We start from the raw sequence: 23,597 nt of genomic DNA on the forward strand, positions 1-23,597 counted from the left end.
CGGGCACGGCGGCGGTGAGGGCGGCGGTGGTGGTGGCGGCTGCGGCGGCTACAGCGGCGGTTGTAGCGGTGGCGTTTGTGGGGGTGGCTAAAGGCGTTGCCTGCAGCGCGTAGAGCCTGTGCCGCTCTGGTCGTCGCGCTCGCGCTTGCCGCGTGCGCCAAGCAGCAGCAGGCGGTGCAGGCGACATCAAGCGCGACGCCTACTGCGGCTGCGGCCCCAACCATGACGCCTGCAGCTGCGCAAACGGCGTCGCCGCAAGCCGTCGGAAGCGAGACACCTTCGCCGACGCCGACCCCAAGCCCGAATATGCTCACGTTCGAGCAGGGCGCGATCATGCGCGCGTGGCCGCCCACCGAAAAGGATAACGCTCCCGCGGGATTCCTCGCCGGGCAGGGTTGGGAGTGGAAATCGCGCGCCGGCGCATCTGGACCGTTCACCTTCGTGTTCGAGTTTCCGGTGCCGACGAGCATCGAGCGCATCGAGTTGACCCGGCGATCGGGAACGCCGCCCCCAAGCCCTCAAGAGCCCAACACCGAATCGCTGCACCTCGAGGGATCGAGCACCGCAGGAGACTCCGGCTACAGCGACCTCGGCACGTTCCAAATCAAAGCCGATAGCCAGCCGGAGGCGCAGTCGATCGCGCCGGGAGCCAAAGCCCGCTGGCTGCGCGCGACCATCCAGCCGCCGAGCGGCGAACAGGCAGCAGACCTCTCAGAACTCGCGGTGTACGGCACGCCGGACGCAAACCTGGCGAACAAGCCGCTTGCCGGCACGTGGTTGCTGTTCTGGAATCCGGAGAGCACCGACGATCCCATGTTTGCCTCCGGCAAGCTCACGGACTCACCCGATTGGAAAAAGAACAACGCTCAGCACTACTTGTGGAAGATCATCCAAAAGGGTTCGGAGCTTCGCGGTATCGAGTGTGACGAAAGGGGCGGTTTCTACGAGGAGATCGGCGCCACGCAGGACGGGCCACACATCACGTGGGTGCCGATCGGCGTCCGCACCGAGCGGAATCCCGGCATTCTCTATCCTGAAGGCAACGTGCTCGTCGGCGGCGGCCGCAGCAACTATATCGCCATGCGCATCAGCGACGCCAACAACTGCAATCCGCCCAGCAAGCCGTACGGACACGGCAAGAAAGTGCTCGTGCTGACGCCCAACGCCGACGCCGGGCAATACTTGCCTTATGAGTTCGCGTCGCGCGACGATCCGCTCTACAACGGCTTTCGCTACATCCCCGGATACGCCGCGCTCTTCCAAGCCTCGGAACTGGCCGGCATCGATACCGTCGCCCTGATCGACGTGTGCGGTGCCGAGAGCGAATTTGCGAAGTGGCAATCGGCCTCGTTCAACGATTTTATCGCGGCAGGGCATAAGCTCATCATCCAAGACTCGGACGCGTGCACGAAGACCGGCTACTCGTTCTTGCCGTATCCGTTTACGACCTCAAACCCGGGCGCGCGCGGAGAGCACGGCAAGAATCTGATCCTCGTCGAGTCGAGCACCCTGGGCAGCGACAAGACCGATCCGGCCCACTTCATCGACGCGACCGCGTATGCGAAAAGCTTGTACAATCAACTCGGCGACGCCAACACCGTGACGTCGCAGGATCCGCATTGGTGCGGACACTTCTTCGGAACGAACGCGCTCAACGTCAATGGATTCATGCACATGTTCGCGACGTATGGGCGCGGAATGATCATCTACGACGGATTCGATCGCGACGACAACTCAGTCCCGGAGTACCAAAAATTGGTGCGCCTCGAGCTGCAGCAGAAAGTTCCATACGACTTCAAATGCACGCAGCTGGTCACCAGCGGATTTCTCGTGTCGCCGTCTGTCGAGCAAAAGCTCATGCCCGGCGCTGCCAAGACGCTGAAGTTCCCGCTCGAGGTTCTGGCCAACCAGGGCTATGCGGGTACGGTGACGCTGGCGGCGGCAGCCCCGCCGGATGCGCCGTGGCACACCGCGCTTTCAAAGACTGAGGTCGAGCTCAAGGGCGATACCAAGCCGTTTGTGTTGTCGCTCGACGTTCCGGCGAAGGTCAAAGCCGGCCGTTACATGTTCACCGTCACCGGCACGGATGCGAAGAATCAAGCCGCGCACGCGACCATCGTGCTGCTCGTCAGCAAGCCGGCGCTCGAGAGCGCTTTGACCAAGAGCAAGCGCATCCGCATCTACGGCATCCACTTCGACTTCAACAGCGCCACGGTCCGACCGGAGTCCGGACCGGTGATCCACGAGATCGCTGACGCGCTAACGCATCACCCGGAATGGAAGCTCACGATCGAGGGTCATACCGACAACGTCGGCGGCAACGCCTACAATCTCGACCTGTCGAAACGGCGCGCCGCCGCGGTCAAGGCGATACTGGTGGCGCAGTATCGTATTCCAACGGCGCGGCTTGCCACTGCGGGATACGGCGCGACACGCCCGGTCGCGACGAACAATACAGACGCCGGCCGCGCGCTGAACCGCCGCGTCGAACTCGTGCGGCAATAACCACGCTGGCATGTAGGGTTCCGATCGAAGCTCGGATGTAGTTATGTAGCGTTCCGAGCGAAGCTCGGATGTAGTGCCGGGGCTTTAGCCCCGGAAAGGATTCGATGCAAAAGGCGCTTCTGGTGGTATTTGCGGCGATTCTAATCGTCGGCTGCGCGAAGCAGCAGGCAGCAGTGCAAGCGACGCCGAGCGCCACAGTCGCGGCGACCACCACGCCGGGAGAAGGCGCCAGCGAGTCGCCGCAGCCGGCTGAAAGCGTGACGCCTTCGCCGACCCCAACTCCGACGCCCGTGCCCAACCTGCTCGCGCAGAGCGCGATCGTGCGCGCATGGCCTCCAACAGCCGCCGACAACTCGCCCGCAGCGCTGCTCAACGACGAGCAATGGCAGTCGGCACCGGGCGCGACCGGCACTCTGATCTTTGTCTTCGAGCTGGCGGCGCCGGCGAGCGTCGGACAATTCGTCCTTTCGCCTTCCAGCACACCGGCGACCGACCCGCAGAAGGTGAGGGTCGAAGGTTCGTTGAGCGGCGCCGATACGGGCTACAGCGACATCGGCACGTTCACGATCGATTCCACGGGCAACGTCACGACCTTCCCAGTCGAGCCGCCGGCGCACGCGCGTTGGCTGCGAGTCTCGTTTGAGCAGCGCGGCACAACAGGCACGACGCTCCACCAATTCGAGGCGCATGGCGTGCTCGACGCGATCGCGCCGGCGAAGCCGATGGCTGGTACATGGCTGCTCGATCAGTGGACGAAGATGCCGAAGGCGACCGATGCGATGTGGAAACTGCCGGGCAGGCTGCCGCAAAGCTTCGATTGGAAGGCCTTTAAAGACTCGCACTCGCTGCTCAAGGTCATCGCGCTCGGGAACGAGTTCCGGGCGCTCGAGTGCATCGACCTTGGCACAAGCGGGATCGGCTACTCGGGCACGCAAGCCCTCACCCAGGACGGCGCAACTGTGCTTTGGCAATCCATCGGCGAGCGCATGACCTTCGGACCCGGAACGCTGAACGTCGAAGGCAACGTGCTCGCAGGGAGCGGATACATGGCGCTGCGCCTCAGCGACGCCGTGAAGTGCAACCCGCCAGCGCCTCCCAAAGGCCACGGCAAGCCGGTGCTGGTGCTGGCTCCGGGCGGCGATCCGACCACGTTTTCGCCCTACGATGATCCCGAGACGTACCCTGGCTTTCGTTTCATTCCGCAATATGTAGGACTCTTCGAGCCATCGCAACTAGCGGGGATGGACAGCGTCATCCTGCTCAACGTGTGCGACGGGAGCACGATCTTCGCGAAAGCCCAAGCATCCGCGCTGCTCGAGTTCGTCGCCTCCGGGCACAAACTCATCATCCGCGACGCCGACAGCTGTACGCAATCGGGCTACGCTTTCATGCCGTACCCGTTCACGACGAACAACCCCGGGGCAAAAGGCAACCACGGCAATAACCTCGTCCTCGTGGAATCGAGCGAACTCGGCAGCGGCGACCGCGGCGACCGTGCGCATTTCATCGACGCGAGCGCCTATGCGAAACATCAATGGAATCAGCTGGGCGACGCGAATACCGTCATTTCGCAGGATTCCCACTGGTGCGGACATCTATTCGGCACGAACTCGAACGGCGTGAACGGCTTCATGGAGATGTTCGCTCCGTACGGTCGCGGCCTTCTCATCTACAATGGATTCGACGTCGACGACTGGCGCGTTCCCGACTACCGGAAGCTCGTCAAATTGGAGCTCTCGCACCCCGTGCCTTACAACCCGCCCTGCACGCAGCCGGTTTCGAGCAGTTTCTTGGTCTCGCCATCGACGAACAGGCAGCTCGCGTCGGGCACAGCGTCTCGGCAGAAATTCGATCTCATGGTGCTCGCCAATCAGGGCTACGCCGGCTCGGTCAGTCTCGTCGCCAAAGCGCCGGCCGAGGCGCCGTGGGTCACAACGCTTTCGAAAAGCCAGGTCGAGCTCAAGGGGGACACCAAGCCGCTGACATTCTCGATCGACGTTCCGGCGGACGCGCGACCGGGCTCGTACTCTTTTTTGGTCAAGGGCATCGACGCGAAGGGGCAGTCGGCGCAAGCGACCATCACGCTGACCGTGGCCAACCCACCGCCCAAAAAGATCGAGCGCGCGCTCGAGAAGAGCAAGCGTATCGCCATCTACGGCATCCATTTCGATTTCAACAGCGCGACGGTGCGCAAAGAATCGCAGCCGGTCATCCGCGACATCGCCGACATACTCAAACAGCATGCGGATTGGAAGCTGACGATCGAGGGTCACACCGACAACGTCGGCGGCGCCGCCTACAATCTCGATCTTTCGAAGCGGCGCGCCGAAGCGGTGAGGAGTATCTTGGTGACACGCTATGCCATAGCGGCGGCTCGGCTGTCCTCGGCGGGTTACGGCTTCACCCACCCAAAGGCGTCTAACGCCACCGAAGCGGGTCGCGCCGAAAACCGCCGCGTGGAGCTGGTCCGCCGCTAAGCCTGCAGCGCCGCCACGAATTCGCGAACGGCCGAGGCATCAGCCGTGCCATTCGCGCCGTCAATCGTGACGAAACCGCGGGCTCCGGCCGGCGCCCGCGGCGGCGTGCCGTTGAGATAAGCGACGAGCAGGACGGTTTCGGTCAGGAGCGGCGCCCACTCACCGGGCGAGGCGGCGAGCGCGCCCAGCGGCAATGCGCAGCGCAACCACGCTGAATCGCATTCTTTGAGCGCGCGCTTGCAGTCTTCCGGCGTCGCGACGAGCATGCCGCCGGTCGGCTCGAGCGCGAGCGTGACATTGCGCAGTTTTGCGTGGCCGCTCGCGTGCTTCAAACCGCGGATGAGCTCGCGCCACGCGATGCCGGGAGACCCGGAAGCAGCGCCGCATGAAAAGCGGACCAGCGGTGCGCCGATGGCGAGTGCGACGTCGAGCGCTTCTTTGATTTGCTCGACGTCGGAGTCGACGTTCGCCCCGAACGCGACTTCGGACTGGGCACCGGCGACCGTCAGAGCGCGGTCCACGCAGAGCTTTTTGATCTGAGCGAGATATTCGACGTCAGTGCGAGGGAAGTGGGAAACGCACGGCTCGATCCCGTCCAGTGGCAGATCGCCGGCGCACAGGTCGATCCACTCGAGCTGCGTCATGGAGCCGTCGCGAAAGGCTTGAGCGAATGGACGCGAACTGCACGAAACCTGCATGACCTGCCCGGCGTTCTGCGGCATGTAGGTGCACGCCCTTCGAGCGGGCGAAATGAGCCCCTCATGGCAAAGACCGAAAGACCGCTCGTGCTCTTCGTGTGCCAAGGCAACATTTGCCGAAGCCCGATCGCCACGGCGCTGGCCGCCGACGCAGCGCAACGCGTTGGACTCGATATCGAAGTGGCGAGCGCGGGGACGTCCGCACTCATCGGCGATCCAGCCGAACCTGGCGCGCTCGCGTGCATCGCGGAGCTGGGTTTGGACATCGGCGCCCACCGCGCGCGCCAAGTCACGCCTGAAATGATCGAGGGCGCGATCTTCGTGGTCGCGGCGACCGCAGCGCAACGCGACTGGCTGCAGCGCTTGGTTCCGGAACGGCGGGATCGCATCGCCTCCTTTGGAGACATCACGTCGCTCGGCGACATCCCGGACCCGTGGGGGCGAAATTCCAGCGAGTACCGGCGCGTGCGCGCGCTCATCGAAGAGGGCATGCCGGCGCTGATGGCCGCCGTGCGCGAGCGCCACAGCGCGGCAAAGGGCGCGCCCTCGCGTTAGCGGAACGGACGCAACGTAGGATCATGTCCAAAAAAGTCTTTCGCATCGCCGTGGGCTGCGATCACGCCGGCTTCCTTTACAAGACCAAAATAGCGGAGCGTCTGCGCGCTTTAGGTCACGAAGTCGTTGATTTCGGCACCTACTCAACGGACCCGGTCGACTATCCGCTCGTCGGTTTCAAGGTAGGCGAAGCCGTCGCCGGCGGCGAGTTCGAGCGCGGCGTCTTGGTGTGCGGTTCGAGTTTGGGCATCGCCATCGCCGCCAACAAGGTCAAGGGCGTGCGCGCCGTGCCGATCAGCGAGCCGTATTCAGCGCGCCTTTCGCGCCAGCACAACGACGCGAACATCATCTGCTTCGGCGAACGGCTGACCGGCTGGGAGATGGTCGAAGAATGCCTCGACGTCTGGCTGCACGCGGAAGCGGAAGGCGGGCGGCACGCGCGCCGCGTCGGCGAGATCAACGACTACGAACCGGCGGGCAAGGAGCGGGTATAGCATGAACGCGCGACTGCTCGAGCAGACGGCCCTAGCCGCCACCGACCCCGAGATCTATCAAGCCATACTCAAAGAGGAAGAACGCCAGCGCCGCAATCTCGAGCTGATCGCGTCGGAGAACTACGTGAGCGCGGCGGTGCGCGAAGCCGCCGGCTCCGTGATGACCAACAAGTACGCCGAAGGCTACCCCGGCCGGCGCTACTACGGCGGATGCGAGTTCGTGGACATCGCCGAAACGCTGGCCATCGAGCGCGTCAAAAAGCTGTTCGGAGCGGAGTATGCCAACGTGCAGCCGCATTCGGGCGCGCAAGCCAACATGGGCGTGTATTTCGCCGCGTTTTCGCCCGGCGACACGATCCTCGGAGCCGCGCTCGACCACGGCGGCCATCTCACCCATGGCAGCAAGGTCAGTTTCAGCGGCAAGCTGTATCGCGCGATGACCTACGGGGTCAACGCCAAGACCGAGCAGTTCGACTATGACGAGATCCGCGCGCTCGCGCGAGAGCATAAGCCGAAGATGGTCGTCACCGGATGGAGCGCGTACTCGCGCATTCCTGATTGGAAGGCGTTCGCCGACATCGCGCACGAGGTCGGCGCGGTGTTGTTGGCGGACATCGCCCACGTCGCAGGCTTGGTGGCGGTAGGGATCCACCCGTCGCCGGTCGGCGTGGCGGATTACGTCACGACGACGACCCACAAGACGCTGCGCGGGCCGCGCGGCGGCGTGATCATGTGCGATGTCGAGCGCGGCAAAGGCATCAGCAAGACGATCTTCCCCGGCATTCAGGGCGGCCCGCTGATGCACATCATCGCTGCCAAAGCGGTGGCGTTCGCCGAGGCGTCGCGGCCCGAGTTCGCGGTCTACGCGCGCCAGGTCGTCGCCAACGCACAAGCCCTGGCGAGCGGGCTCGTGGCGCACGGGCTGCGCATCGTCAGCGGCGGCACCGACAATCATCTGATGCTGGTGGACGTCTCGGTGCGCGGGCATACCGGCAAGGACGTCGAGACGTATCTCGATGCGATCGGGATCACCGTCAACAAGAACACGATCCCATTCGACAAGAATCCGCCCGCAGTAGCCAGCGGCGTGCGCATCGGCACGCCGGCGATCACCACGCGCGGGATGAAAGAGACCGAGATGCGCGAGATCGCGGACATCATCGGCGCGGCGATGGACGATATCGGGGCCCGCGCGCGAGTGGACGCGCTGCGCAATCGCACGTTCGCCTTGACCAGCCAGTTCGGTGTGCCGTGACGCATGCTGAGGCCGGACTGAAATCCGGCACACCACATGCTTTTGCGAACCTCACGCTCGTCGAGCACCCGCTCGTACAGGATAAGCTAGGCCGGCTGCGCGACGCTGCGACTCCCGACAAAGAATTCCGGGAGCTCTGCACCGAGCTCGCCACGCTCGTGGCGTTTCCGGCGACCGCCGACCTCGAGACGACCGAGACGACGGTGGCCACGCCGCTGGACTGGTGCCCTGCCCAAAAATTGACGCGCGTCCCCCTGCTCGTGCCGATCCTGCGCGCCGGTCTCGGACTCGTGCCGGGGTTCCATGCGCTGATGCCACAAGCGCACGTCGCCCATATCGGCGTGTATCGAGATCCCGATACGCTGGAGGCCGTGCCGTACTATTTGAACCTGCCTGACGATCTTCGCGGGCGCCGCGCTTTCGTGCTCGACCCCATGCTCGCGACCGGTGCGTCGGCGGTGGCGGCCGTCAACCTGCTGGTCGAACGCGGTGCAGCGATCGAGGACCTGCGTCTCATCGCATTGATCGCAGCGCCCGAAGGCGTGTCACGCGTCTGTGCGGCGCACCCGAGCCTCAAGATGTTCTCGTGCGCCCTGGACAAGCATCTGAACAGCCACGGGTACATCATTCCGGGTTTGGGCGACGCCGGCGATCGCCTTTTCGGCCGCGGCGCCGGACGAGTTCCGCAGACGCGCGCGCGATGAAAGAAGTTTTGGCCCAAAAGCCCGGGTCCGCGGACGCCGATCGGCCTTCATGGGACGAATACTTCATCGCCATCACCCGCGCAGTCGCCACGCGCGCGACCTGCTCGCGCCGCTCCGTCGGCGCGGTCATCGTCAAAGACAAACGCATTCTGGCGACCGGCTACAACGGCGCGCCGGTCGGCATGCGCCACTGCGACCACTCCGACGGCGGCGACATGCGCAACGGCCATTGCACCCGCTCCACTCATGCCGAGCAAAACGCGATCGTCCAGGCCGCACGCTACGGCATCCCGATCGCCGGCGGCTCGATGTATTGCACCGATAGCCCCTGTCTGACGTGCGCGAAACTCGCCATCAATGCAGGGCTCGTGCGTATCGTGTATGAGGACGCCTATCCGGACGAACTCGCCGCTCAGATGTTGTTCGAGGCCGGGGTGAAAGTCGAGCGCATGGGCGGGAGCACGGCGTGATCCAGTTCGCGCACTTCGACTTCAATATCTACGTCATGTGCGGCGCGACGTTTGCCGTGGCGCTCATCGTCTGCCTGCTGTTCACGCCGCTCGTGCGTCGCATGGCCTTCAAGGTCGGCGCCTTCGATCAGCCCGACGGCGACCGGCGCGTCCATGTCGAACCCACGCCGCGCCTCGGCGGCATCGCCATCTACCTGAGTTTCATGTTGTCGCTGTTCGTCATCCTCAATATCGCGCTGAACAACAACCTCGTGATCGTGCGTTTCTTGAGCGACCGCGACCTCGCGCACATCATCGGCTTGCTCTTCGGCGGAACGCTCATGATGGGAGTCGGGTTGTGGGATGACATCATGCATATGAGCCCGCAACGCAAATTCGCAGCGCAGTTCGTCGTGGCGCTCATCGCAACCGTGCTGTACGGCTTCACGATCTATCATTTGAAGATCCCGTTCATCGGTCCAGTCGATCTCGCGTGGTTCGGCATCCCCTTCTCGTTGTTCTGGTACCTCGGCATGGTCAACGCCATAAACTTCCTGGACGGGCTGGACGGCCTCGTGGCAGGTTACGCCGCGATCGCCTGCGTCAGCCTCGCGATCGTATCGATCATGCACGGACAGTATCTGGTGGCGATCATCGCCTCGACGCTGGCCGGGTCCGCGCTCGGCTTCTTACCTTATAACTACAATCCGGCGCGCATCTTCATGGGCGACAGCGGCGCGCTCTTCATCGGCTTCGTGCTGGCCAGCATCGGGGTGATGGGCACCGAGAAGGAAGCGGTCGCCATTTCGCTGGCCGTGCCGCTGCTCGTGCTGGCCCTGCCGATCCTCGACACCGCAAGCGTCATCGTTCGCCGGATCCGCAACCGCACGCCCGTGTTCGCCGCGGACCGCGAGCACATGCATCACCGCTTGCTCGATCTCGGGCTGTCGCAACGTCAGGCGGTCATGCTGTTCTACGCCGTCGGCGGCCTGCTCGGCGCCGCGGCCATCGCGCTCTCGCGGTTTGGGGGATCGCGCACCTTTTGATGTGCCCCCTGCGCGTCGCCGTCGTGTTCGGCACGCGGCCCGACGCCGTCAAGATGGCGCCGGTCGTGCACGCGCTCTCCGCCGACTCGCGTTTCACGTGCGTGACGGTCGCCTCGGCGCAGCACCGCGAGATGCTCGACGAAGTGCTTGGGCTCTTCGGCATCAGGCCCGAACACGATCTGGAGGTGATGAGCGAGGGCCAATCGCTCACCGATGTGACGACCCGCGTCTTGGAGCGCCTCGATGCGGTGCTCGCAGACGTCCGTCCCGACGAGGTGCTCGTGCACGGGGACACGACGACCTCGACCGCCGCGGCCCTCGCCGCATATTATAGGAAGATCCCGGTCGGCCACGTCGAGGCAGGCCTGCGCACCGACACCATCTACGAGCCCTTTCCCGAGGAGATGAACCGGCGCCTGACCGGCGTGATCGCGACGCACCACTTCGCGCCCACGCCCACCGCGCGCGCCAACCTGCTCCGCGAGGGCAAGGCTCCCAACAGCATCGTGGTCACCGGCAACACGGTGATCGACGCCTTTTTGTGGGTGCACGAACGCATCGGGCCGGACGACGTGCCTGAGGTCGCTACCAAGCGGCTGTTGTTCGTGGAGGCGCACCGCCGCGAGAACTTCGGCGAACCGCTCGAAGCCGTCTGCCGCGCGCTCGGCTCGGTCGTGGAGCGGCACGGGGATCTCTCGCTCATTTGGCCGGTGCATCCCAACCCTGCGGTGGTCGAGACCGCGCGCCGCCTGCTGCAAAACCGGCCTCGCGTGCACTTGGTGGCACCGCTCAGCTATCGAAAACTCGTCGGCGCGATCAGCCGCGCGACGCTTGTCGCCACCGATTCAGGCGGATTGCAAGAAGAGGCGCCGTGTCTAGGCAAGCCCGTGATCGTGCTGCGCCGCGTCACCGAGCGGCCTGAGGGATTGGCGGCGGGGACCCTTCGCTTGGTCGGCACCGATGAGAAGGTCATCGCCGACGCGCTCAACGAGTTGCTCGACGACCCGGCAGCGTACGAGCGCATGGCGCGCGCTTCAAATCCGTACGGCGATGGTCAAGCCGCACGCCGCGTCGCAGACGCGTTGTGGGCGTTCCATCGCAACGCTCCGATGCCCGACGAATTCGATCCGTCAAGGCCCCCGACGCTGCCGAAAGCGGTGCGATGAAACCGAGCGAGCCGCTCGCGTTGTCGCGTCTGAGCGGCGCGGGGTTCACCGTGGTCGGCACGATCATCGTCGGTTTCGCGCTTGGGTTGCTGGCGAACAAGTTCTTGCACGCGCCGTGGGCCGTGCCGGTCGGCATCGTGGCCGGCTTCGTCGCGGGCATGGTCTCGATGTTCCGCCAACTCGCCCGCTAGGTAATGTAGTGCCGGGGCTTTAGCCCCGGAGTTCCTCAAGACAGGACGCTCCTTCCGCGCGCGCGAAAAGCCGTCGTTCCTATGGAAGGCTTCCGCCAATTTTGGGCAGCGGTGGCAATACGCAGCCTCATTTTGACGGCTGGCGGCCTCGCCGTGCTGTTCGTGGTTCGAGAATGGGTAGCGGCCCTAGCCCTGCTGGCCGGCTGCCTTATCGGCTTGGCCTATCTTTTCCACATCGCTGGAAGCTTCAACCGGCTGATGAAAGGCGGCAAATTCTATCTGCCGTTCCTCACGATCGAGTCGCTGGTCCGCGTGCTGCTTGCGGGCGCGGCGCCTTTCTTCATCGTCGGGCGGCATGGCTGGCTCGGCTATTTCACGTACCTTGCCGGATTTGTCGCACCGCTCGCCATGAGTCTTCTGACCTATAGCCAACAAATCAATGCGGACTGCGCGAAAACGGGCAAACGCCCGCGCGAAGTTCCGCTAGGATAAAGAAAGCATGCAGCAAGGCGTCGGCGAGCACCCTCTGTGGCACGTGCCGTTTCTGCCTGCGCCGTTCAACACGGTGCATGCCGACACGGTCGTGATCACATGGCTCGTCATGGCGATCGCGCTCGTCGCCGTCGGCGCTCTTGCCGCTGCGCATCCCATCACCGTCGTTTCCAAGCGCTACAGCGTTATGGAGTTGATCGTCAGCTTCGCCAGCGACCTGGCGACCGGCATCCTGGGCAAAAACGGCGCGCCCTACGTCCCGTTCGTCATATCGCTGTTCATCTTCATCCTGTTGATGAACGAGATCGGCTTGTTCCCCTTCATCGGCAAGTCTCCGACCGCCGACTTGAACACCACGGCCGCGCTGGCCGTCACCACGATCCTGCTCATCCAGCTCATCGGCATCCGCAATCATGGGCTCGGCTACTACAAGCATCTGATCATCAAACCGTGGGTTCTCGGCGTCTTGATGCTGCCGATCAACATCATCGACGAACTCGCGAGACCTGTGACGCTCGCCATGCGGCTGTTCGGCAACATCTTCGCGGGCGAGGTGTTGCTGCTCGTCATCGCCGTGGTCATCGGCGCGCATCTCGGTCTCATCTCGGCGGTCGCCAACGGCCTGCCGGTAGTCGTCTACATCTTCAACTTGCTGGTCGGCCTCATCCAGGCGGTGGTCTTCTCACTCTTGACCATCGCGTACCTCATCACTCCGACACAAGAGTCAACGGAACACTAAGAAGGGAGCACACGGACGTGGAAAACGCAATCCTCACCGCTTCGGTCATTTTGAGCTTCGCCCTCATGGTGGGCTTCGCTGCTTTCGGCTCGGCTATCGGCGACGGCATCATCGGGAGCAAAGCCGTCGAGTCCATCGCGCGCCAGCCGGAAGCCCGGCCGAACATCTTTTTCTTCTACTTCCTCGGCTTCGGCATCCTTGAGTCGTTCCCGATCATCGCGATCGCTCTCGCGTTCTTCTTGCTCATCGGCGGCGGCGGTCTTGGGATCATGAAGGCTCTCAAACCCCTTCTCGGACCGTGACGGCGCGATGCTGCTGAGCCTCGACGGCACCTTCCTCCTTCAAATCCTGAACTTCCTCGTGTTCTGGACGCTGTTGAATTTCTTGTTCATCGGTCCGACACAGCGTGCCATCGCGGGGCGGCAGCGCCATATCGCGGAGCTCTACGCCAAAGGCGACGAATACCTGGCGCAAGCCGGCGCGCTGCAAGCGGAAGCGGAAGCGATCTACGCAGAAGGGCGACGCGCGACCGACGAGATCATGCGCGGCGCCTCATCGCAAGCTTCCACGGAGGTCAGGGCGATCGAGAACAAGGCCGTCGAAGAAGGCAGCGCCATCGTCCAACTCGCACACGCGACGGTCGCGAGCGAGCGCGCCACGGCTGTGGCCGCGCAAGGGCCCTTCGTTCAAGAATTGGCGAGAAGCATGGTGGCGAAGGCCGTGAACGGAGACGCGGCGTGAACGGGGTATTCGAGTTCAGCGGCTTCGATCCGATCTTCGTGGCCAAGCTCATCGATTTCGTGATCTTTGTCGCGGGCCTCGTCTACGTCTACAACCGCTGGATCAAGGGAGCGCTCGTCGCGCATCAGGAAGCGCAGAATCGCGCGGTTGAGGAAGCGCTGATCTATCGCGACCGCGCCGAGAAAAGCGTGGAAGACGCCAAACAAGCGGTGGAAAAGGCCAAGCTGGATTGCGTGCGCATGCTCGAGCTCGCGCGCGCCCAAGCGCAGCGCCTCCTCGTGGACGAACGCACGGGCGCCGAAGAATATGCGGCGCGCATCGTCGCACACGCCCAAGGCGAGCTCGACCGCGAGCGCTACCGTGTGCGCCGCGAGCTGCTCGAAGAAACGGTGCAACGCGCGCACGCTGCGGCGCACGACATCGCCAAGAACGAATTGTCCGACGCGCAGCAGCGTGCGCTGATCGAGCGCTTCACGAACGAGTTGGAGAGCGCGCGCCGTGCTTAAAGAAAGCATCGCCGCACGCTACTCGGCAGCGCTTTTCTCGCTCGCCAACGAGCAAGGCGAATTGACCGAGACGGTGGAGCAGCTCGACGCGGTGGTGGCGGCGATCCACAAGGACGCCGCACTCGCATCGTTCTTCGCCTCGCCCGTCGTGGACCGGGAAGTGAAGCAAGGCATCCTCCGTCGCACGCTCGAGCGCAAGGTGAGCGAACTGGCGCTGAACTTCGTCCTGCTGCTGGTCAGGAAACGCCGCGAGACTTTGCTCGACATCATCGCGCGCCAGATGCAGGAGCTGCGCGAACGCGAAGCGGGCCGCCAAGCGGCGGATATCGCGACCGCCAAACCGCTGTCGAAGCGAGAGCTCGACTTGCTGGCCAAGCGGCTTTCCCAGATCCACGGGCGCACGATCATCCCGCAGCCCAAGGTCGTGCCCGAGCTCTTGGGCGGCGCGGTCGTGAAAGTCGGCGACCGCTACACCGACGCGAGCGTTTCGGGCAAGCTCGAAGAATTGCGCCGCCACCTGCTGGCGGTCGAAGACCTCCAGGCGCCGCTGTCGCCCAACGGAAAGGCATAGACTAGGCATGATCAACGCCGACGAAATCGCCGGAATACTCAAGCAGCAGATCAAGGCTGCGCACACCGAGACGCGCGAGGACGAGGTCGGCACCGTCATCGAGGTCGGCGACTCCGTGGCGCGCGTCTATGGGCTGAGCGCCGTCGGCCTGAACGAGCTGGTGCAGTTCCCCAATGGGCTTTACGGCATCGCCTTCAACCTCGAGGAAGACAACGTCGGCGTCATCATCTTGGGATCCGACGTGGAGATCAAGGAAGGCGCCACCGTGCGCCGCACGCGCAAGATCGTCTCGGTGCCCGTCGGCGACGCGATCGTCGGGCGTCTGCTCGATCCGCTGGGCCAGCCGCTCGATGACAAAGGTCCGGTCAACGCCGCAAAAACGCGCCCGATCGAAACGCAGGCGCCGGGCGTCGTGCAGCGCCAGCCGGTGCACCAGCCGCTGCAAACGGGCATCAAATCGATCGACGGGCTCATCCCCATCGGGCGCGGCCAGCGCGAGCTCATCATCGGCGACCGCCAAACCGGCAAAACCGCGATCGCGCTCGACACGATCCTCAATCAAAAAGGCCAAAACGTCATCTGCATCTACGTCGCCATCGGGCAAAAGGCGTCGACGGTCGCGCAGATCCACAAGCTTCTCACCGACAACGGCGCCATGGAGTACACGACCATCGTCGCCGCCAACGCCTCGGATCCGGCGAGCATGCGCTACATCGCCCCGTACTCAGGCTGCGCCATGGGCCAGGAGCTGATGTACGCGGGCAAAGACGTGCTCATCATCTACGACGATCTTTCCAAGCACGCGCAAGCGTATCGCGAGATCTCGCTGGTGTTGCGCCGGCCACCGGGCCGCGAGGCGTATCCGGGCGACATCTTCTACCTCCACTCGCGCCTGCTGGAGCGCGCGGCCAAACTCTCGGACGAACTCGGCGCCGGCTCGCTCACCGCGCTGCCGGTGATCGAGACGCAGCAAGGCGACGTCTCGGCCTACATCCCGACCAACCTGATCTCCATCACGGACGGGCAGATCTATCTGGAGACCGGACTGTTCTTCAACGGCATACGCCCGGCGGTCGACGTGGGACTGTCCGTGTCACGCGTGGGCGGCAACGCGCAGACCAAAGCCATGAAGGCGGTCGCGGGTCAGTTGCGCCTCGAGCTGTCGCAGTATCGCGATCTTGCGGCCTTCTCCAAATTCGCGTCCGATCTCGACAAGGCGACCCAAGCGCAGTTGACGCGCGGCGAGAAGATCACGGAAACGCTCAAGCAGCCGCAGTTCGAACCGCTGCCGCTCGAAAAACAGGTCATCCAGATCTACATCGCGGTGCGCGACTTCTTGGCAGACGTGCCCACCGAACGCCTCAGCCAGTTCCATCGCGAGTTCTTCGAGTTCTTGCAGACCGCGCATCCGGAGGTCGCCAAGACGATCGCCGAGAGCAAAGAGCTGGGCGACGACGTGAAAGCGACGATCGACAAAGCGATGCCCGAGTTCAAGCAACGCTTCGCAAAATCAGCGGTCGTAGCCGCGAAGTAAGATGCCGACACTCCGTCAGATCCGCGACCGCGTCAAGTCGCTGAAGAGCACGCAGCAGATCACGCGCGCCATGAAGATGGTGGCCGGCGCGCGCATCCGCCGCGCCGAACTCGCCATGCGCAGCGCGCGACCGTACGCGGACGCGATGGGCCGCATGCTCGGCGAGCTTGCGCGGGCCGGCGCGGGCCGCGACCATCCGCTGCTGCTGCCTCGCGACGTTTCGATTCGCGGCGTGGTGCTCCTGACCGCCGACAAGGGCTTGTGCGGTGCGTTCAATTCGAATCTGGTGCGGGCTGCGCTCGCGGAGGCGCAAGCAGCGCAAACGCGCCTGTACCTTGTCGGCACCAAGGGCGAAGTGCAGCTGCGGCGCCAGCCGCAACCCAAGGCGGCGTTCTGGCCGCTGCAAAGCAAGCCGTTTCCCGAACTCGCGCGCGAACTGGCCGCCAAGATCTCCGACGACTTCCTCGCGGGCGAGGTGGATCTCGTGACCCTCGTGTCGAGCCGCTTCGTATCGACGATGGTGCAGCGGCCTACCTCCCTGCAGTTGTTGCCCATCGCACCGCCTGCTGCCGACGACACGGCGGCGGAACAGCAGGGGCCGCGCAACGCGTTCGAGTTCGAACCCGATCCGAAGCACGTGCTGGCAGCGCTCCTGCCGAAGTACCTCGAGTTCACGCTCTACCAGGCGCTGCTGGAGACGCAAGCGTCCGAGTTCGCCGCGCGATTGATCGCCATGACCAACGCCACCGACAACGCCGGCAAGATTATCGACGAGCTGACGCTCGTCATGAACAACACGCGCCAAGCGGCGATCACCAAAGAGATATTGGAGATCGTCGGCGGCGCCGAGGCTCTGAAAGGCTAAGCGAGCATGGCAGGCACCGGAAAAGTCACTCAAGTGTTAGGCAACGTGGTCGACGTCTCGTTCAGCGCCGAGACATTGCCGAACATCTATACCGCGCTGCTGGTCGACCTGGCCGGCGCCGACGGCAAACAGCACGAGCTCACTCTCGAAGTGCAAAGCGAGCTCGGCAACAATCAGGTGCGCTGCCTCGCCATGGGCGGCACCGAAGGGCTGGTGCGCGGTCAGGACGTGCGCGACACAGGCCAGCCGATCACGGTGCCGGTGGGTGAAGGCACGCTCGGGCGCATTTTCAACGTGCTGGGCAACACGATCGACTCCGCCGCGCCGGTGAAAGCGGCGGCGCGCTATCCGATCCATAGACCGGCTCCCAAAGTCGACGAGCAAGACCCGACCACGATCATGTTCGAAACCGGCATCAAAGTCATCGATCTCATGGCGCCGTACGTGCGCGGCGGCAAAGTGGGTCTGTTCGGCGGCGCGGGCGTCGGCAAGACCGTCTTGATCCAGGAACTCATCCGCAACATCGCAGCCGAGCACGGCGGCTTCTCCGTCTTCACCGGCATCGGTGAACGCACGCGCGAAGGCAACGATTTGTGGATGGAGATGAAACATTCCGGCGTCATCGACAAGACGACGCTCGTCTTCGGCCAGATGGACGAGCCACCTGGGGTGCGGCTGCGCGTCGGACTTGCGGGCGTGACGATGGCGGAGTATTTCCGCGACGAGCAGGGCAAAGACGTGCTGCTGTTCATCGACAACATCTTCCGCTTCATGCAGGCCGGCTCGGAAGTTTCGGCGTTGCTGGGGCGGATGCCGTCGGCGGTGGGCTATCAGCCGACGCTCGCCTCGGAAATGGGCGCGCTCGAAGAGCGCATCACCTCCACACGCAAGGGTTCGATCACGTCGGTGCAGGCGGTGTACGTGCCCGCCGACGACCTGACCGACCCGGCCGTAGCGACGACATTCTCCCACCTCGACGCCACCACGGTGTTGTCGCGCTCGATTTCGGACAAAGGCATCTACCCGGCCGTCGATCCGCTGGCCTCGAACTCGCGCATCCTCGAACCGCGCTTCGTCGGCGACGAGCACTACCAAGTCGCGCGCCGCGTGCAAGAGATCTTGCAGCGCAACAAAGATCTGCAGGACATCATCGCGATCCTCGGTGTCGAGGAACTGTCGGAGGAAGACAAAGTCGCGGTGCGCCGCGCGCGCCGCATCCAGCGTTTCTTGAGCCAGCCGTTCTTCGTGGCCGAAGCCTTCACGGGCCGCTCCGGCAAGTACGTGCCGCTCAAGGAGACGATCGCGGGCTTCAAGGAACTCGTCGAAGGAAAACTCGACGATCTGCCGGAGCAGGCGTTCTACATGTGCGGCAACATCGACGAGGCGAAGGCCAACGCCGACAAGATGAAGTCAGCCGCCTAAGCCGATGCCGGCTCTGACCCATCTCTCGCTCGTCACGCCCGCCTCGATCAAATTCGACGGCGACGTCGAGATCGTCATCGCGCCGGGCGCGGCCGGCGACCTGGGCGTGCTGGCCAACCACGCGCCATTGCTGACCTCGCTGCGCGCCGGCGTCGTCAAAGCCAACGCCGTCGAAGCGGGGCGCATCGAGTTCGCGGTCGACGGCGGCTTCATGCAGGTCGTGAAGGATCGCGTGATCGTGCTCACCGAGACCGCGCTGACCGCCCAAGAGGTGGATGTCGAAGCCGCGCGCTCGGACCTCAAGCGCGCCGAGGAGGCGCTGGCTTTGAAAAAAGGCGGCGACGAAACGGACGAGCGCCAAGCCAAAGCCTGGGCGCAGGCCCGTCTCGACGTCACGCATCGACCCGTCAGCGCGTAAGCGGGCGGACAGGTCGCAGGCGCAGAAGACTCGTCTGAGTGGAAGAACGTCCGAGCTCGCTACGCTCGCTCGGAACACTACATTGGCCGCGCGGAGCCGATAATAGGGGTAGATGTTAGATCCTTTTGAGGGCCTGCACACCAGGCTGATCATCGAAGGCGGCAGACGTCTCGAGGGCGTTCTCGACGCGCCCGGCGCGAAGAACGCTGCGCTGCCGATCATGGCCGCTTCCGTCCTCGCCGAAGGCGAGGTCGTGCTGCATCACGTGCCGCGCATCACCGACGTGGACGTCATGGCCGCCATCCTCGAAAGTCTCGGCGCGCGCGTACGCGAACAACCGGGCGGCACGCTCGTCATCGACACGTCATCGGTCAACTCGCACGCGGCGCCGTACGCGCTGGTGAGCCGGCTCAACGCATCGTTCGACATCACCGGCGCGCTGCTCGCGCGTTTCGGGCGCGCCGAAGTGCCGCAGCCCGGCGGCTGCATTCTCGGTCCCCGCACCGTCGATCTGCACTTGAAGGGTTTCGAAGCGCTCGGCGCGGCCATCAATCTCGAGCACGGCTCCATCGTCGCGGTCGCCGAGCAACTCAGCGGCGCGAACATCGCGCTGGCGAAATCCAGCGTCGGCGCGACGAAGAACATCATGCTCGCGGCGAGCAAAGCTCGCGGCACGACGACGATCGAAAACGCGGCCCAAGAGCCCGAGGTCGTCGATCTCGCCGACTTCCTCAACCTCATGGGTGCGCGCGTGCGCGGTCAGGGAACGTCCACCATCCAGGTCGAGGGCGTGCGCCGGCTGCATGGCGCCGAGCACACCGTGATCCCAGACCGCATCGTAGCCGGCACCTATCTGATGGCCGGGGCGATCACCGGCGGCGACGTCACCGTGCGCGGCATCGACCCGGTCATGCTGGCCGGACTGACCGACAAGCTCGAAGCGACCGGCTGCCGCATCACGCCCGAAGGCGTCAGCGTGCGGGTCCAAGGGCAGCCGAAGTGGGCTCCGGTCGATGTGATGACCGCCCCATACCCGGGTTTTCCGACCGATTTGCAGGCCCCGTTCGTCGCATATTTAAGTCTTGCGGTCGGCACCTCGCTGGTGGAGGAGACGATCTTCGATGCGCGCTTCGTGTACGTGAGCGAACTCGCGCGCATGGGAGCGGATATCAAGGTGTCGGGGCGCAGCGCGGTGGTCCGAGGCGTCGACAAACTCAAGGATGCCGTGGTCGAGGCGCCGGACATCCGAGCAGGCGGGGCCCTGGCGCTCGCGGCTCTGGCGGCGGAGGGGACGAGCGAGATCGGCGGGCTCGAGTTCATCGACCGGGGCTATGAGTTCTTCGAGGAGCGCCTTGCGTCGCTGGGCGCGTCTGCGGCGCGGCGCAGCGGAGTCGCGCCCATCATGCCGAAAGCCGATATCACTATCACCGAAAAACTACCGCGCGTGGTCACGCCCTTCCGGGCGCGTTCGTAAAGGCATCAGAATTTGGAAATCGGGATCGATCTAGGGACGGCCAACGTTCTCGTGTACGTGCGCGGCAAGGGCATCGTGCTGCGCGAGCCGTCGGTGGTCGCGCGCGACACGCGTAGCGGTAAGACGCTCGCCGTCGGCGAGGAAGCCCGCTTGATGCTCGGCAAGACGCCGAGCTCCATCCAAGCCATTCGCCCGTTGCGCGACGGCGTCATCGCCGACTTCGAAGTCACCGAAGCGATGCTCAACTATTTCATCAAGAAGGTCACGCGTGACAACGGTTTCTTCTCGTTCCTCCGGCCGAAGCCGTCGGTCACGATCTGCGTGCCCGCCGAGATCACTTCGGTCGAGGAGCGCGCCGTGCGCGACGCCGCCAAACTGGCGGGCGCGAGGAGCGTGGACATCATCGAAGAACCGATGGCGGCAGCGCTGGGCGCCGGCTTGCCGATCGACGGTCCAAACGGCAACATGGTGGTCGATATCGGCGGCGGCACCACGGATGTCGCAGTGATCTCGCTCGGCGGCATCGTGGCCGCGCAATCGATCCGCGTGGCCGGCAACAAGCTCGACGAAGCGATCACGCGGCACATCCGGCGCGTCTACAACCTCATGATCGGCGAACGCACGGCTGAAGATATCAAATTGCAAGTGGGCTCCGCGTACCGGCTCGATCAAGAGCTGACGATGGACATCCGCGGTCGCGATCTCATCAACGGTCTGCCGAAGACGGTCACGATCACGTCCGAAGAGGTGCGCGAGGCCATGTCCGAGCCGCTCGGGCAGATCGTCGACGCCGTGAAGGCCGTGCTGGAGAAGACGCCTCCCGAATTGGGCGCCGACATCATCGATCGCGGGCTCGTGCTGACGGGCGGCGGCGCACTGCTGCGCGGCCTGGACGCGCTGCTCAGCGAGGTGACCGGCATCCCCGTGATCGTCGCGGACGATCCGCTCTCGTGCGTCGCGATCGGCACCGGTCTGCGGGTGCGTCTCTGACGTGAGATCCCTCGCGGCGGAGCCGGTCTACGCCGCGGACGACGGCGAGCCTGGCTACCGTTACCCTATCGACAGACTTCTCAACGGCACGAGCCTCGGCAACCCCGAAACGTTTCTCAAACTGACCCCGCAAAGCGACGTGGCGGGGTTGTGGAGCGCGCTCGACGATCAGGAGTATTGCGGGCGCTGGGTCACGCACGTCTACGTCGGCGGTGAACGGTCGCGGGCCATCGAGACGACCTTCCGCCCCGCCTTCCAAGAGACGGCATATAGCTGCGGCGCGCTGTCCGTTCGCAAGCGCACCTTTTTGCCCATGCTCGGCGAGCACTTGCAAGTGGTCTACCAAGTCGTCGAGGTCGAGAATCCGACCAACGAGCCGTATGACGCGGCCATCATGTGCGACGTGCACTACCCGGCGTTCGTGTGGCCGGGCATGTACAAGGTGCCCGACGAGGTGCAGCGGGCCAAGCGCATGGAGAACCGCGAGCAGAACCACGTCATCGTGTCGACGACCATCGGCCGCGAGCACGAAGTGCGCGTGTTCGGAGCCGACGCCGAAGTCGTCGCAACCTATGCGGGCGATCGTGGGTTCTCGCGTACCTTCCGCGCGCACGTGCCGCCGCGCGCGAGCGCGCGCGTGTCCGTGACGATGGTGATCAGCGACAAAGGCGATCGCGCGGCGCTCGCGTCGAACCGCAAAGCGCCGCGCGCTGACGTCGCGCTCGCGCAGACCGAAGCGTTCTACCGCGACCTGGCGCGCACCGCGGACGTCAAGACGCCGGATCCGCTGATCAATCGCGCGTTTGATTGGGCGAAGATCAACACCGTGCGCGTGCAGCACCGCTTTCCCGCCGGCTGGGGATTCACCAATGATCCCTCACAAGACATCGTGGTGGTGCGCGATGCGGCGTGGTACGCGATGGGATCCGACTATGTCACGCCGCAATTCACGCGCGGAATGATGGATCTGGTGGCCGAGCACGGCATCGAAGACGGCGGCAAGATCACCGAATATATCCTCGCGTGCGCCGATCCGCCGGTCAGCGCCGATTACGATCTCAACATCAATGATGACACGCCGCTCATGGTCGGCGCGGTGTATCACCACTATGCGGTCACGGGCGATCAGGACGTGCTGGCGCGCTACTGGCCGATGGTGCGCGGGGCGTGCGATTGGATCCTCGCGCAGATCGTGGACGGGCTCGTCTATTCGCATTCGCAGGAAGCCAACGTGTGGGGCATCGCGGGCTGGCGCAATATCATCCCGCAAAGCCAGATCAGCGGCACGGTGACGGAGATCAACTGCGAGTGCTCGTACGCGCTGCGGCTCGCCGCTCGGCTCGCACAGGACGCGGGCGACGGCGCGCGCGCGGAGAGGTACCTGCTCGCCTCCGAGCGCCTTCGCGATGAGATCAACCGCCGGCTGATCAGCGACAAACACGGCTTTTACCTCCTCAACATCGACCCCGAAGGCGTGCCGCACCACGACCTCACGGGCGATCAGATCTTTCCGGTGATTTTCGGCGTCGCCGACCAGACGCGCAAGCGAGCGATTTTGGACCTGCTCTACACCTCGAACTTTTGGACCCCGTTCGGCGTGCGCACGGTGGCGCGCGGCCAGGAAGAGTACGATCCCGACTACGGTCTGCAGCTCATGGGCGGCGTATGGCCAAATCTGACCGCCTGGGTGGCGTACAGCTCAAAGACATATTCGCCGCGCAAACTCACCGCGGGCATGCGCAACATCTGGAAGATCAGCGAAGTCGAGAACCCGCGCGCGTATCAGAACGTCGTGCCGGGGCTGTTCCCCGAACGGCTGTCGGGCGAGTCATACAAGAGCCGCGGCATGGCGATGAGTCCGTGGATGCCGCCGACGTACGTGTGGCTCACCTTCGAAGGACTGCTGGGCTTCGAGCCGACCGTCGACGGACTGCGCATCAATCCCCATCTGCCCTCCGACTGGAAATGGGCCGGCGTGCGCAACGTGACGGTGCGCGGCGAGACGATGTCCTGTTTTTATTACCGGCGCGTGTTGTACACGACGCGGCCGGTGGCATCGCGCAGCAAATGCGTCGTCTTGGACCAGGACGTCAGCGAGCACGTGGAAAGCGATGCGCCGTTCACGCTGGCGCTTCGCAACGCGGAGCGGACGCTCGTCTTCATCGGGACCGACGAGCCCGGCACGTACCGCGTGACCGTCAAACCGCCGCTTACGGGCGAGGTCGAACGGCATGAAGTCGTGCTGCGCGCCGGGGACGCGCGCATGCTCGAACTCCGCAAAAAAAGAAAATAAATCCTTGGTGTA

Annotated in this window: 24 protein-coding genes; 23 read left to right on the top strand and 1 reads right to left on the bottom strand. The window is 64.4% G+C overall.

Annotated elements, in window-relative coordinates; all coding sequences use genetic code 11:
- Nucleotides 1–96: 96 nt before the first annotated feature.
- Nucleotides 97–2,505: an OmpA family protein gene (locus tag VN934_00005; protein HXM17172.1), complete on the top strand. Its 2,409-nt coding sequence runs from the start codon at nucleotides 97–99 to the stop codon at nucleotides 2,503–2,505.
- 104 nt (nucleotides 2,506–2,609) lie between these two features.
- Nucleotides 2,610–4,982: an OmpA family protein gene (locus tag VN934_00010; protein ID HXM17173.1), complete on the top strand. Its 2,373-nt coding sequence runs from the start codon at nucleotides 2,610–2,612 to the stop codon at nucleotides 4,980–4,982.
- Here the strand turns inward: VN934_00010 and VN934_00015 are convergent.
- Nucleotides 4,979–5,704, bottom strand: a complete 726-nt coding sequence (locus VN934_00015; GenBank protein ID HXM17174.1) for a TIM barrel protein — start codon at nucleotides 5,702–5,704, stop codon at nucleotides 4,979–4,981. The genes VN934_00010 and VN934_00015 overlap by 4 nt on opposite strands.
- 39 nt (nucleotides 5,705–5,743) lie before the next feature.
- On the opposite strand from VN934_00015, the gene VN934_00020 reads away from it, so the two are divergent.
- From VN934_00020 to VN934_00120, 21 genes are all read left to right on the top strand, one after another.
- A complete protein-coding gene (locus tag VN934_00020; GenBank protein HXM17175.1) occupies nucleotides 5,744–6,235 on the top strand; it encodes a hypothetical protein in 492 nt (163 codons plus the stop codon).
- Nucleotides 6,236–6,258: 23 nt separating this feature from the next.
- Nucleotides 6,259–6,729, top strand: a complete 471-nt coding sequence (rpiB, locus tag VN934_00025) for a ribose 5-phosphate isomerase B (protein ID HXM17176.1) — start codon at nucleotides 6,259–6,261, stop codon at nucleotides 6,727–6,729.
- Between the two features lies 1 nt (nucleotide 6,730).
- Nucleotides 6,731–7,984, top strand: coding sequence for a serine hydroxymethyltransferase (gene glyA / locus VN934_00030; GenBank protein HXM17177.1), 1,254 nt, complete (start codon nucleotides 6,731–6,733; stop codon nucleotides 7,982–7,984).
- The gene (gene upp / locus VN934_00035) at nucleotides 7,981–8,688 is read left to right on the top strand and encodes a uracil phosphoribosyltransferase (protein ID HXM17178.1); all 708 of its coding nucleotides are present in this window, start codon (nucleotides 7,981–7,983) and stop codon (nucleotides 8,686–8,688) included. The genes glyA and upp overlap by 4 nt, the downstream gene beginning before the upstream one ends.
- Nucleotides 8,685–9,158, top strand: coding sequence for a cytidine/deoxycytidylate deaminase family protein (locus tag VN934_00040; GenBank protein ID HXM17179.1), 474 nt, complete (start codon nucleotides 8,685–8,687; stop codon nucleotides 9,156–9,158). The genes upp and VN934_00040 overlap by 4 nt, the downstream gene beginning before the upstream one ends.
- The gene (locus VN934_00045) at nucleotides 9,155–10,183 is read left to right on the top strand and encodes an MraY family glycosyltransferase (protein HXM17180.1); all 1,029 of its coding nucleotides are present in this window, start codon (nucleotides 9,155–9,157) and stop codon (nucleotides 10,181–10,183) included. Before VN934_00040 ends, VN934_00045 begins: the two co-directional genes overlap by 4 nt.
- Nucleotides 10,183–11,349, top strand: a complete 1,167-nt coding sequence (gene wecB / locus VN934_00050; protein HXM17181.1) for a UDP-N-acetylglucosamine 2-epimerase (non-hydrolyzing) — start codon at nucleotides 10,183–10,185, stop codon at nucleotides 11,347–11,349. Before VN934_00045 ends, wecB begins: the two co-directional genes overlap by 1 nt.
- On the top strand, nucleotides 11,346–11,540 hold the full coding sequence (locus VN934_00055; GenBank protein HXM17182.1) for an AtpZ/AtpI family protein: 195 nt from the start codon (nucleotides 11,346–11,348) through the stop codon (nucleotides 11,538–11,540). Before wecB ends, VN934_00055 begins: the two co-directional genes overlap by 4 nt.
- A gap of 111 nt (nucleotides 11,541–11,651) precedes the next feature.
- Nucleotides 11,652–12,032, top strand: a complete 381-nt coding sequence (locus tag VN934_00060) for a hypothetical protein (GenBank protein HXM17183.1) — start codon at nucleotides 11,652–11,654, stop codon at nucleotides 12,030–12,032.
- Nucleotides 12,033–12,039: 7 nt separating this feature from the next.
- The gene (gene atpB / locus VN934_00065; protein ID HXM17184.1) at nucleotides 12,040–12,771 is read left to right on the top strand and encodes a F0F1 ATP synthase subunit A; all 732 of its coding nucleotides are present in this window, start codon (nucleotides 12,040–12,042) and stop codon (nucleotides 12,769–12,771) included.
- A gap of 17 nt (nucleotides 12,772–12,788) precedes the next feature.
- Nucleotides 12,789–13,073 carry an ATP synthase F0 subunit C gene (gene atpE, locus VN934_00070; protein HXM17185.1) on the top strand — a complete coding sequence of 95 codons (285 nt, stop codon included), beginning with the start codon at nucleotides 12,789–12,791 and terminating at the stop codon, nucleotides 13,071–13,073.
- A 7-nt stretch (nucleotides 13,074–13,080) separates the two neighbouring features.
- Nucleotides 13,081–13,512 carry an ATP synthase F0 subunit B gene (locus VN934_00075; GenBank protein HXM17186.1) on the top strand — a complete coding sequence of 144 codons (432 nt, stop codon included), beginning with the start codon at nucleotides 13,081–13,083 and terminating at the stop codon, nucleotides 13,510–13,512.
- Complete coding sequence (locus tag VN934_00080; protein ID HXM17187.1) at nucleotides 13,509–14,018, top strand: hypothetical protein; 510 nt, start codon at nucleotides 13,509–13,511, stop codon at nucleotides 14,016–14,018. Before VN934_00075 ends, VN934_00080 begins: the two co-directional genes overlap by 4 nt.
- Nucleotides 14,011–14,589 (top strand): ATP synthase F1 subunit delta, encoded by a 579-nt coding sequence (gene atpH / locus VN934_00085; protein ID HXM17188.1) that lies wholly within the window; start codon nucleotides 14,011–14,013, stop codon nucleotides 14,587–14,589. Before VN934_00080 ends, atpH begins: the two co-directional genes overlap by 8 nt.
- Nucleotides 14,590–14,596: 7 nt before the next feature.
- Nucleotides 14,597–16,123: a F0F1 ATP synthase subunit alpha gene (atpA, locus tag VN934_00090; GenBank protein ID HXM17189.1), complete on the top strand. Its 1,527-nt coding sequence runs from the start codon at nucleotides 14,597–14,599 to the stop codon at nucleotides 16,121–16,123.
- A gap of 1 nt (nucleotide 16,124) precedes the next feature.
- Nucleotides 16,125–16,988 (top strand): ATP synthase F1 subunit gamma, encoded by an 864-nt coding sequence (atpG, locus tag VN934_00095; protein ID HXM17190.1) that lies wholly within the window; start codon nucleotides 16,125–16,127, stop codon nucleotides 16,986–16,988.
- Between the two features lie 6 nt (nucleotides 16,989–16,994).
- On the top strand, nucleotides 16,995–18,410 hold the full coding sequence (gene atpD / locus VN934_00100) for a F0F1 ATP synthase subunit beta (GenBank protein HXM17191.1): 1,416 nt from the start codon (nucleotides 16,995–16,997) through the stop codon (nucleotides 18,408–18,410).
- A gap of 4 nt (nucleotides 18,411–18,414) precedes the next feature.
- The gene (gene atpC, locus VN934_00105; protein ID HXM17192.1) at nucleotides 18,415–18,828 is read left to right on the top strand and encodes an ATP synthase F1 subunit epsilon; all 414 of its coding nucleotides are present in this window, start codon (nucleotides 18,415–18,417) and stop codon (nucleotides 18,826–18,828) included.
- 112 nt (nucleotides 18,829–18,940) lie between these two features.
- Nucleotides 18,941–20,302: a UDP-N-acetylglucosamine 1-carboxyvinyltransferase gene (gene murA, locus VN934_00110; protein ID HXM17193.1), complete on the top strand. Its 1,362-nt coding sequence runs from the start codon at nucleotides 18,941–18,943 to the stop codon at nucleotides 20,300–20,302.
- 12 nt (nucleotides 20,303–20,314) lie between these two features.
- Nucleotides 20,315–21,292, top strand: a complete 978-nt coding sequence (locus VN934_00115) for a rod shape-determining protein (protein HXM17194.1) — start codon at nucleotides 20,315–20,317, stop codon at nucleotides 21,290–21,292.
- Between the two features lies 1 nt (nucleotide 21,293).
- Nucleotides 21,294–23,585 (top strand): amylo-alpha-1,6-glucosidase, encoded by a 2,292-nt coding sequence (locus VN934_00120; GenBank protein ID HXM17195.1) that lies wholly within the window; start codon nucleotides 21,294–21,296, stop codon nucleotides 23,583–23,585.
- Nucleotides 23,586–23,597 lie beyond the last annotated feature (12 nt).

This window comes from Candidatus Tumulicola sp., from assembly GCA_035601835.1.
Lineage (GTDB): Bacteria > Vulcanimicrobiota > Vulcanimicrobiia > Eremiobacterales > Eremiobacteraceae > DATNNM01.

What these genes read in the sequence shown, in the direction of transcription:
- atpD (HXM17191.1), top strand. Translation starts at nt 16,995, where the DNA reads ATGGCAGGCACCGGAAAAGTCACTCAAGTGTTAGGCAACGTGGTCGAC.
- VN934_00010 (HXM17173.1), top strand. Translation starts at nt 2,610, where the DNA reads ATGCAAAAGGCGCTTCTGGTGGTATTTGCGGCGATTCTAATCGTCGGC.
- VN934_00020 (HXM17175.1), top strand. Translation starts at nt 5,744, where the DNA reads ATGGCAAAGACCGAAAGACCGCTCGTGCTCTTCGTGTGCCAAGGCAAC.
- glyA (HXM17177.1), top strand. Translation starts at nt 6,731, where the DNA reads ATGAACGCGCGACTGCTCGAGCAGACGGCCCTAGCCGCCACCGACCCC.
- murA (HXM17193.1), top strand. Translation starts at nt 18,941, where the DNA reads ATGTTAGATCCTTTTGAGGGCCTGCACACCAGGCTGATCATCGAAGGC.
- atpB (HXM17184.1), top strand. Translation starts at nt 12,040, where the DNA reads ATGCAGCAAGGCGTCGGCGAGCACCCTCTGTGGCACGTGCCGTTTCTG.
- atpC (HXM17192.1), top strand. Translation starts at nt 18,415, where the DNA reads ATGCCGGCTCTGACCCATCTCTCGCTCGTCACGCCCGCCTCGATCAAA.
- VN934_00075 (HXM17186.1), top strand. Translation starts at nt 13,081, where the DNA reads ATGCTGCTGAGCCTCGACGGCACCTTCCTCCTTCAAATCCTGAACTTC.
- VN934_00055 (HXM17182.1), top strand. Translation starts at nt 11,346, where the DNA reads ATGAAACCGAGCGAGCCGCTCGCGTTGTCGCGTCTGAGCGGCGCGGGG.
- VN934_00040 (HXM17179.1), top strand. Translation starts at nt 8,685, where the DNA reads ATGAAAGAAGTTTTGGCCCAAAAGCCCGGGTCCGCGGACGCCGATCGG.
- atpG (HXM17190.1), top strand. Translation starts at nt 16,125, where the DNA reads ATGCCGACACTCCGTCAGATCCGCGACCGCGTCAAGTCGCTGAAGAGC.
- VN934_00015 (HXM17174.1), bottom strand. Translation starts at nt 5,704, where the DNA reads ATGCCGCAGAACGCCGGGCAGGTCATGCAGGTTTCGTGCAGTTCGCGT.
- atpA (HXM17189.1), top strand. Translation starts at nt 14,597, where the DNA reads ATGATCAACGCCGACGAAATCGCCGGAATACTCAAGCAGCAGATCAAG.
- wecB (HXM17181.1), top strand. Translation starts at nt 10,183, where the DNA reads ATGTGCCCCCTGCGCGTCGCCGTCGTGTTCGGCACGCGGCCCGACGCC.
- rpiB (HXM17176.1), top strand. Translation starts at nt 6,259, where the DNA reads ATGTCCAAAAAAGTCTTTCGCATCGCCGTGGGCTGCGATCACGCCGGC.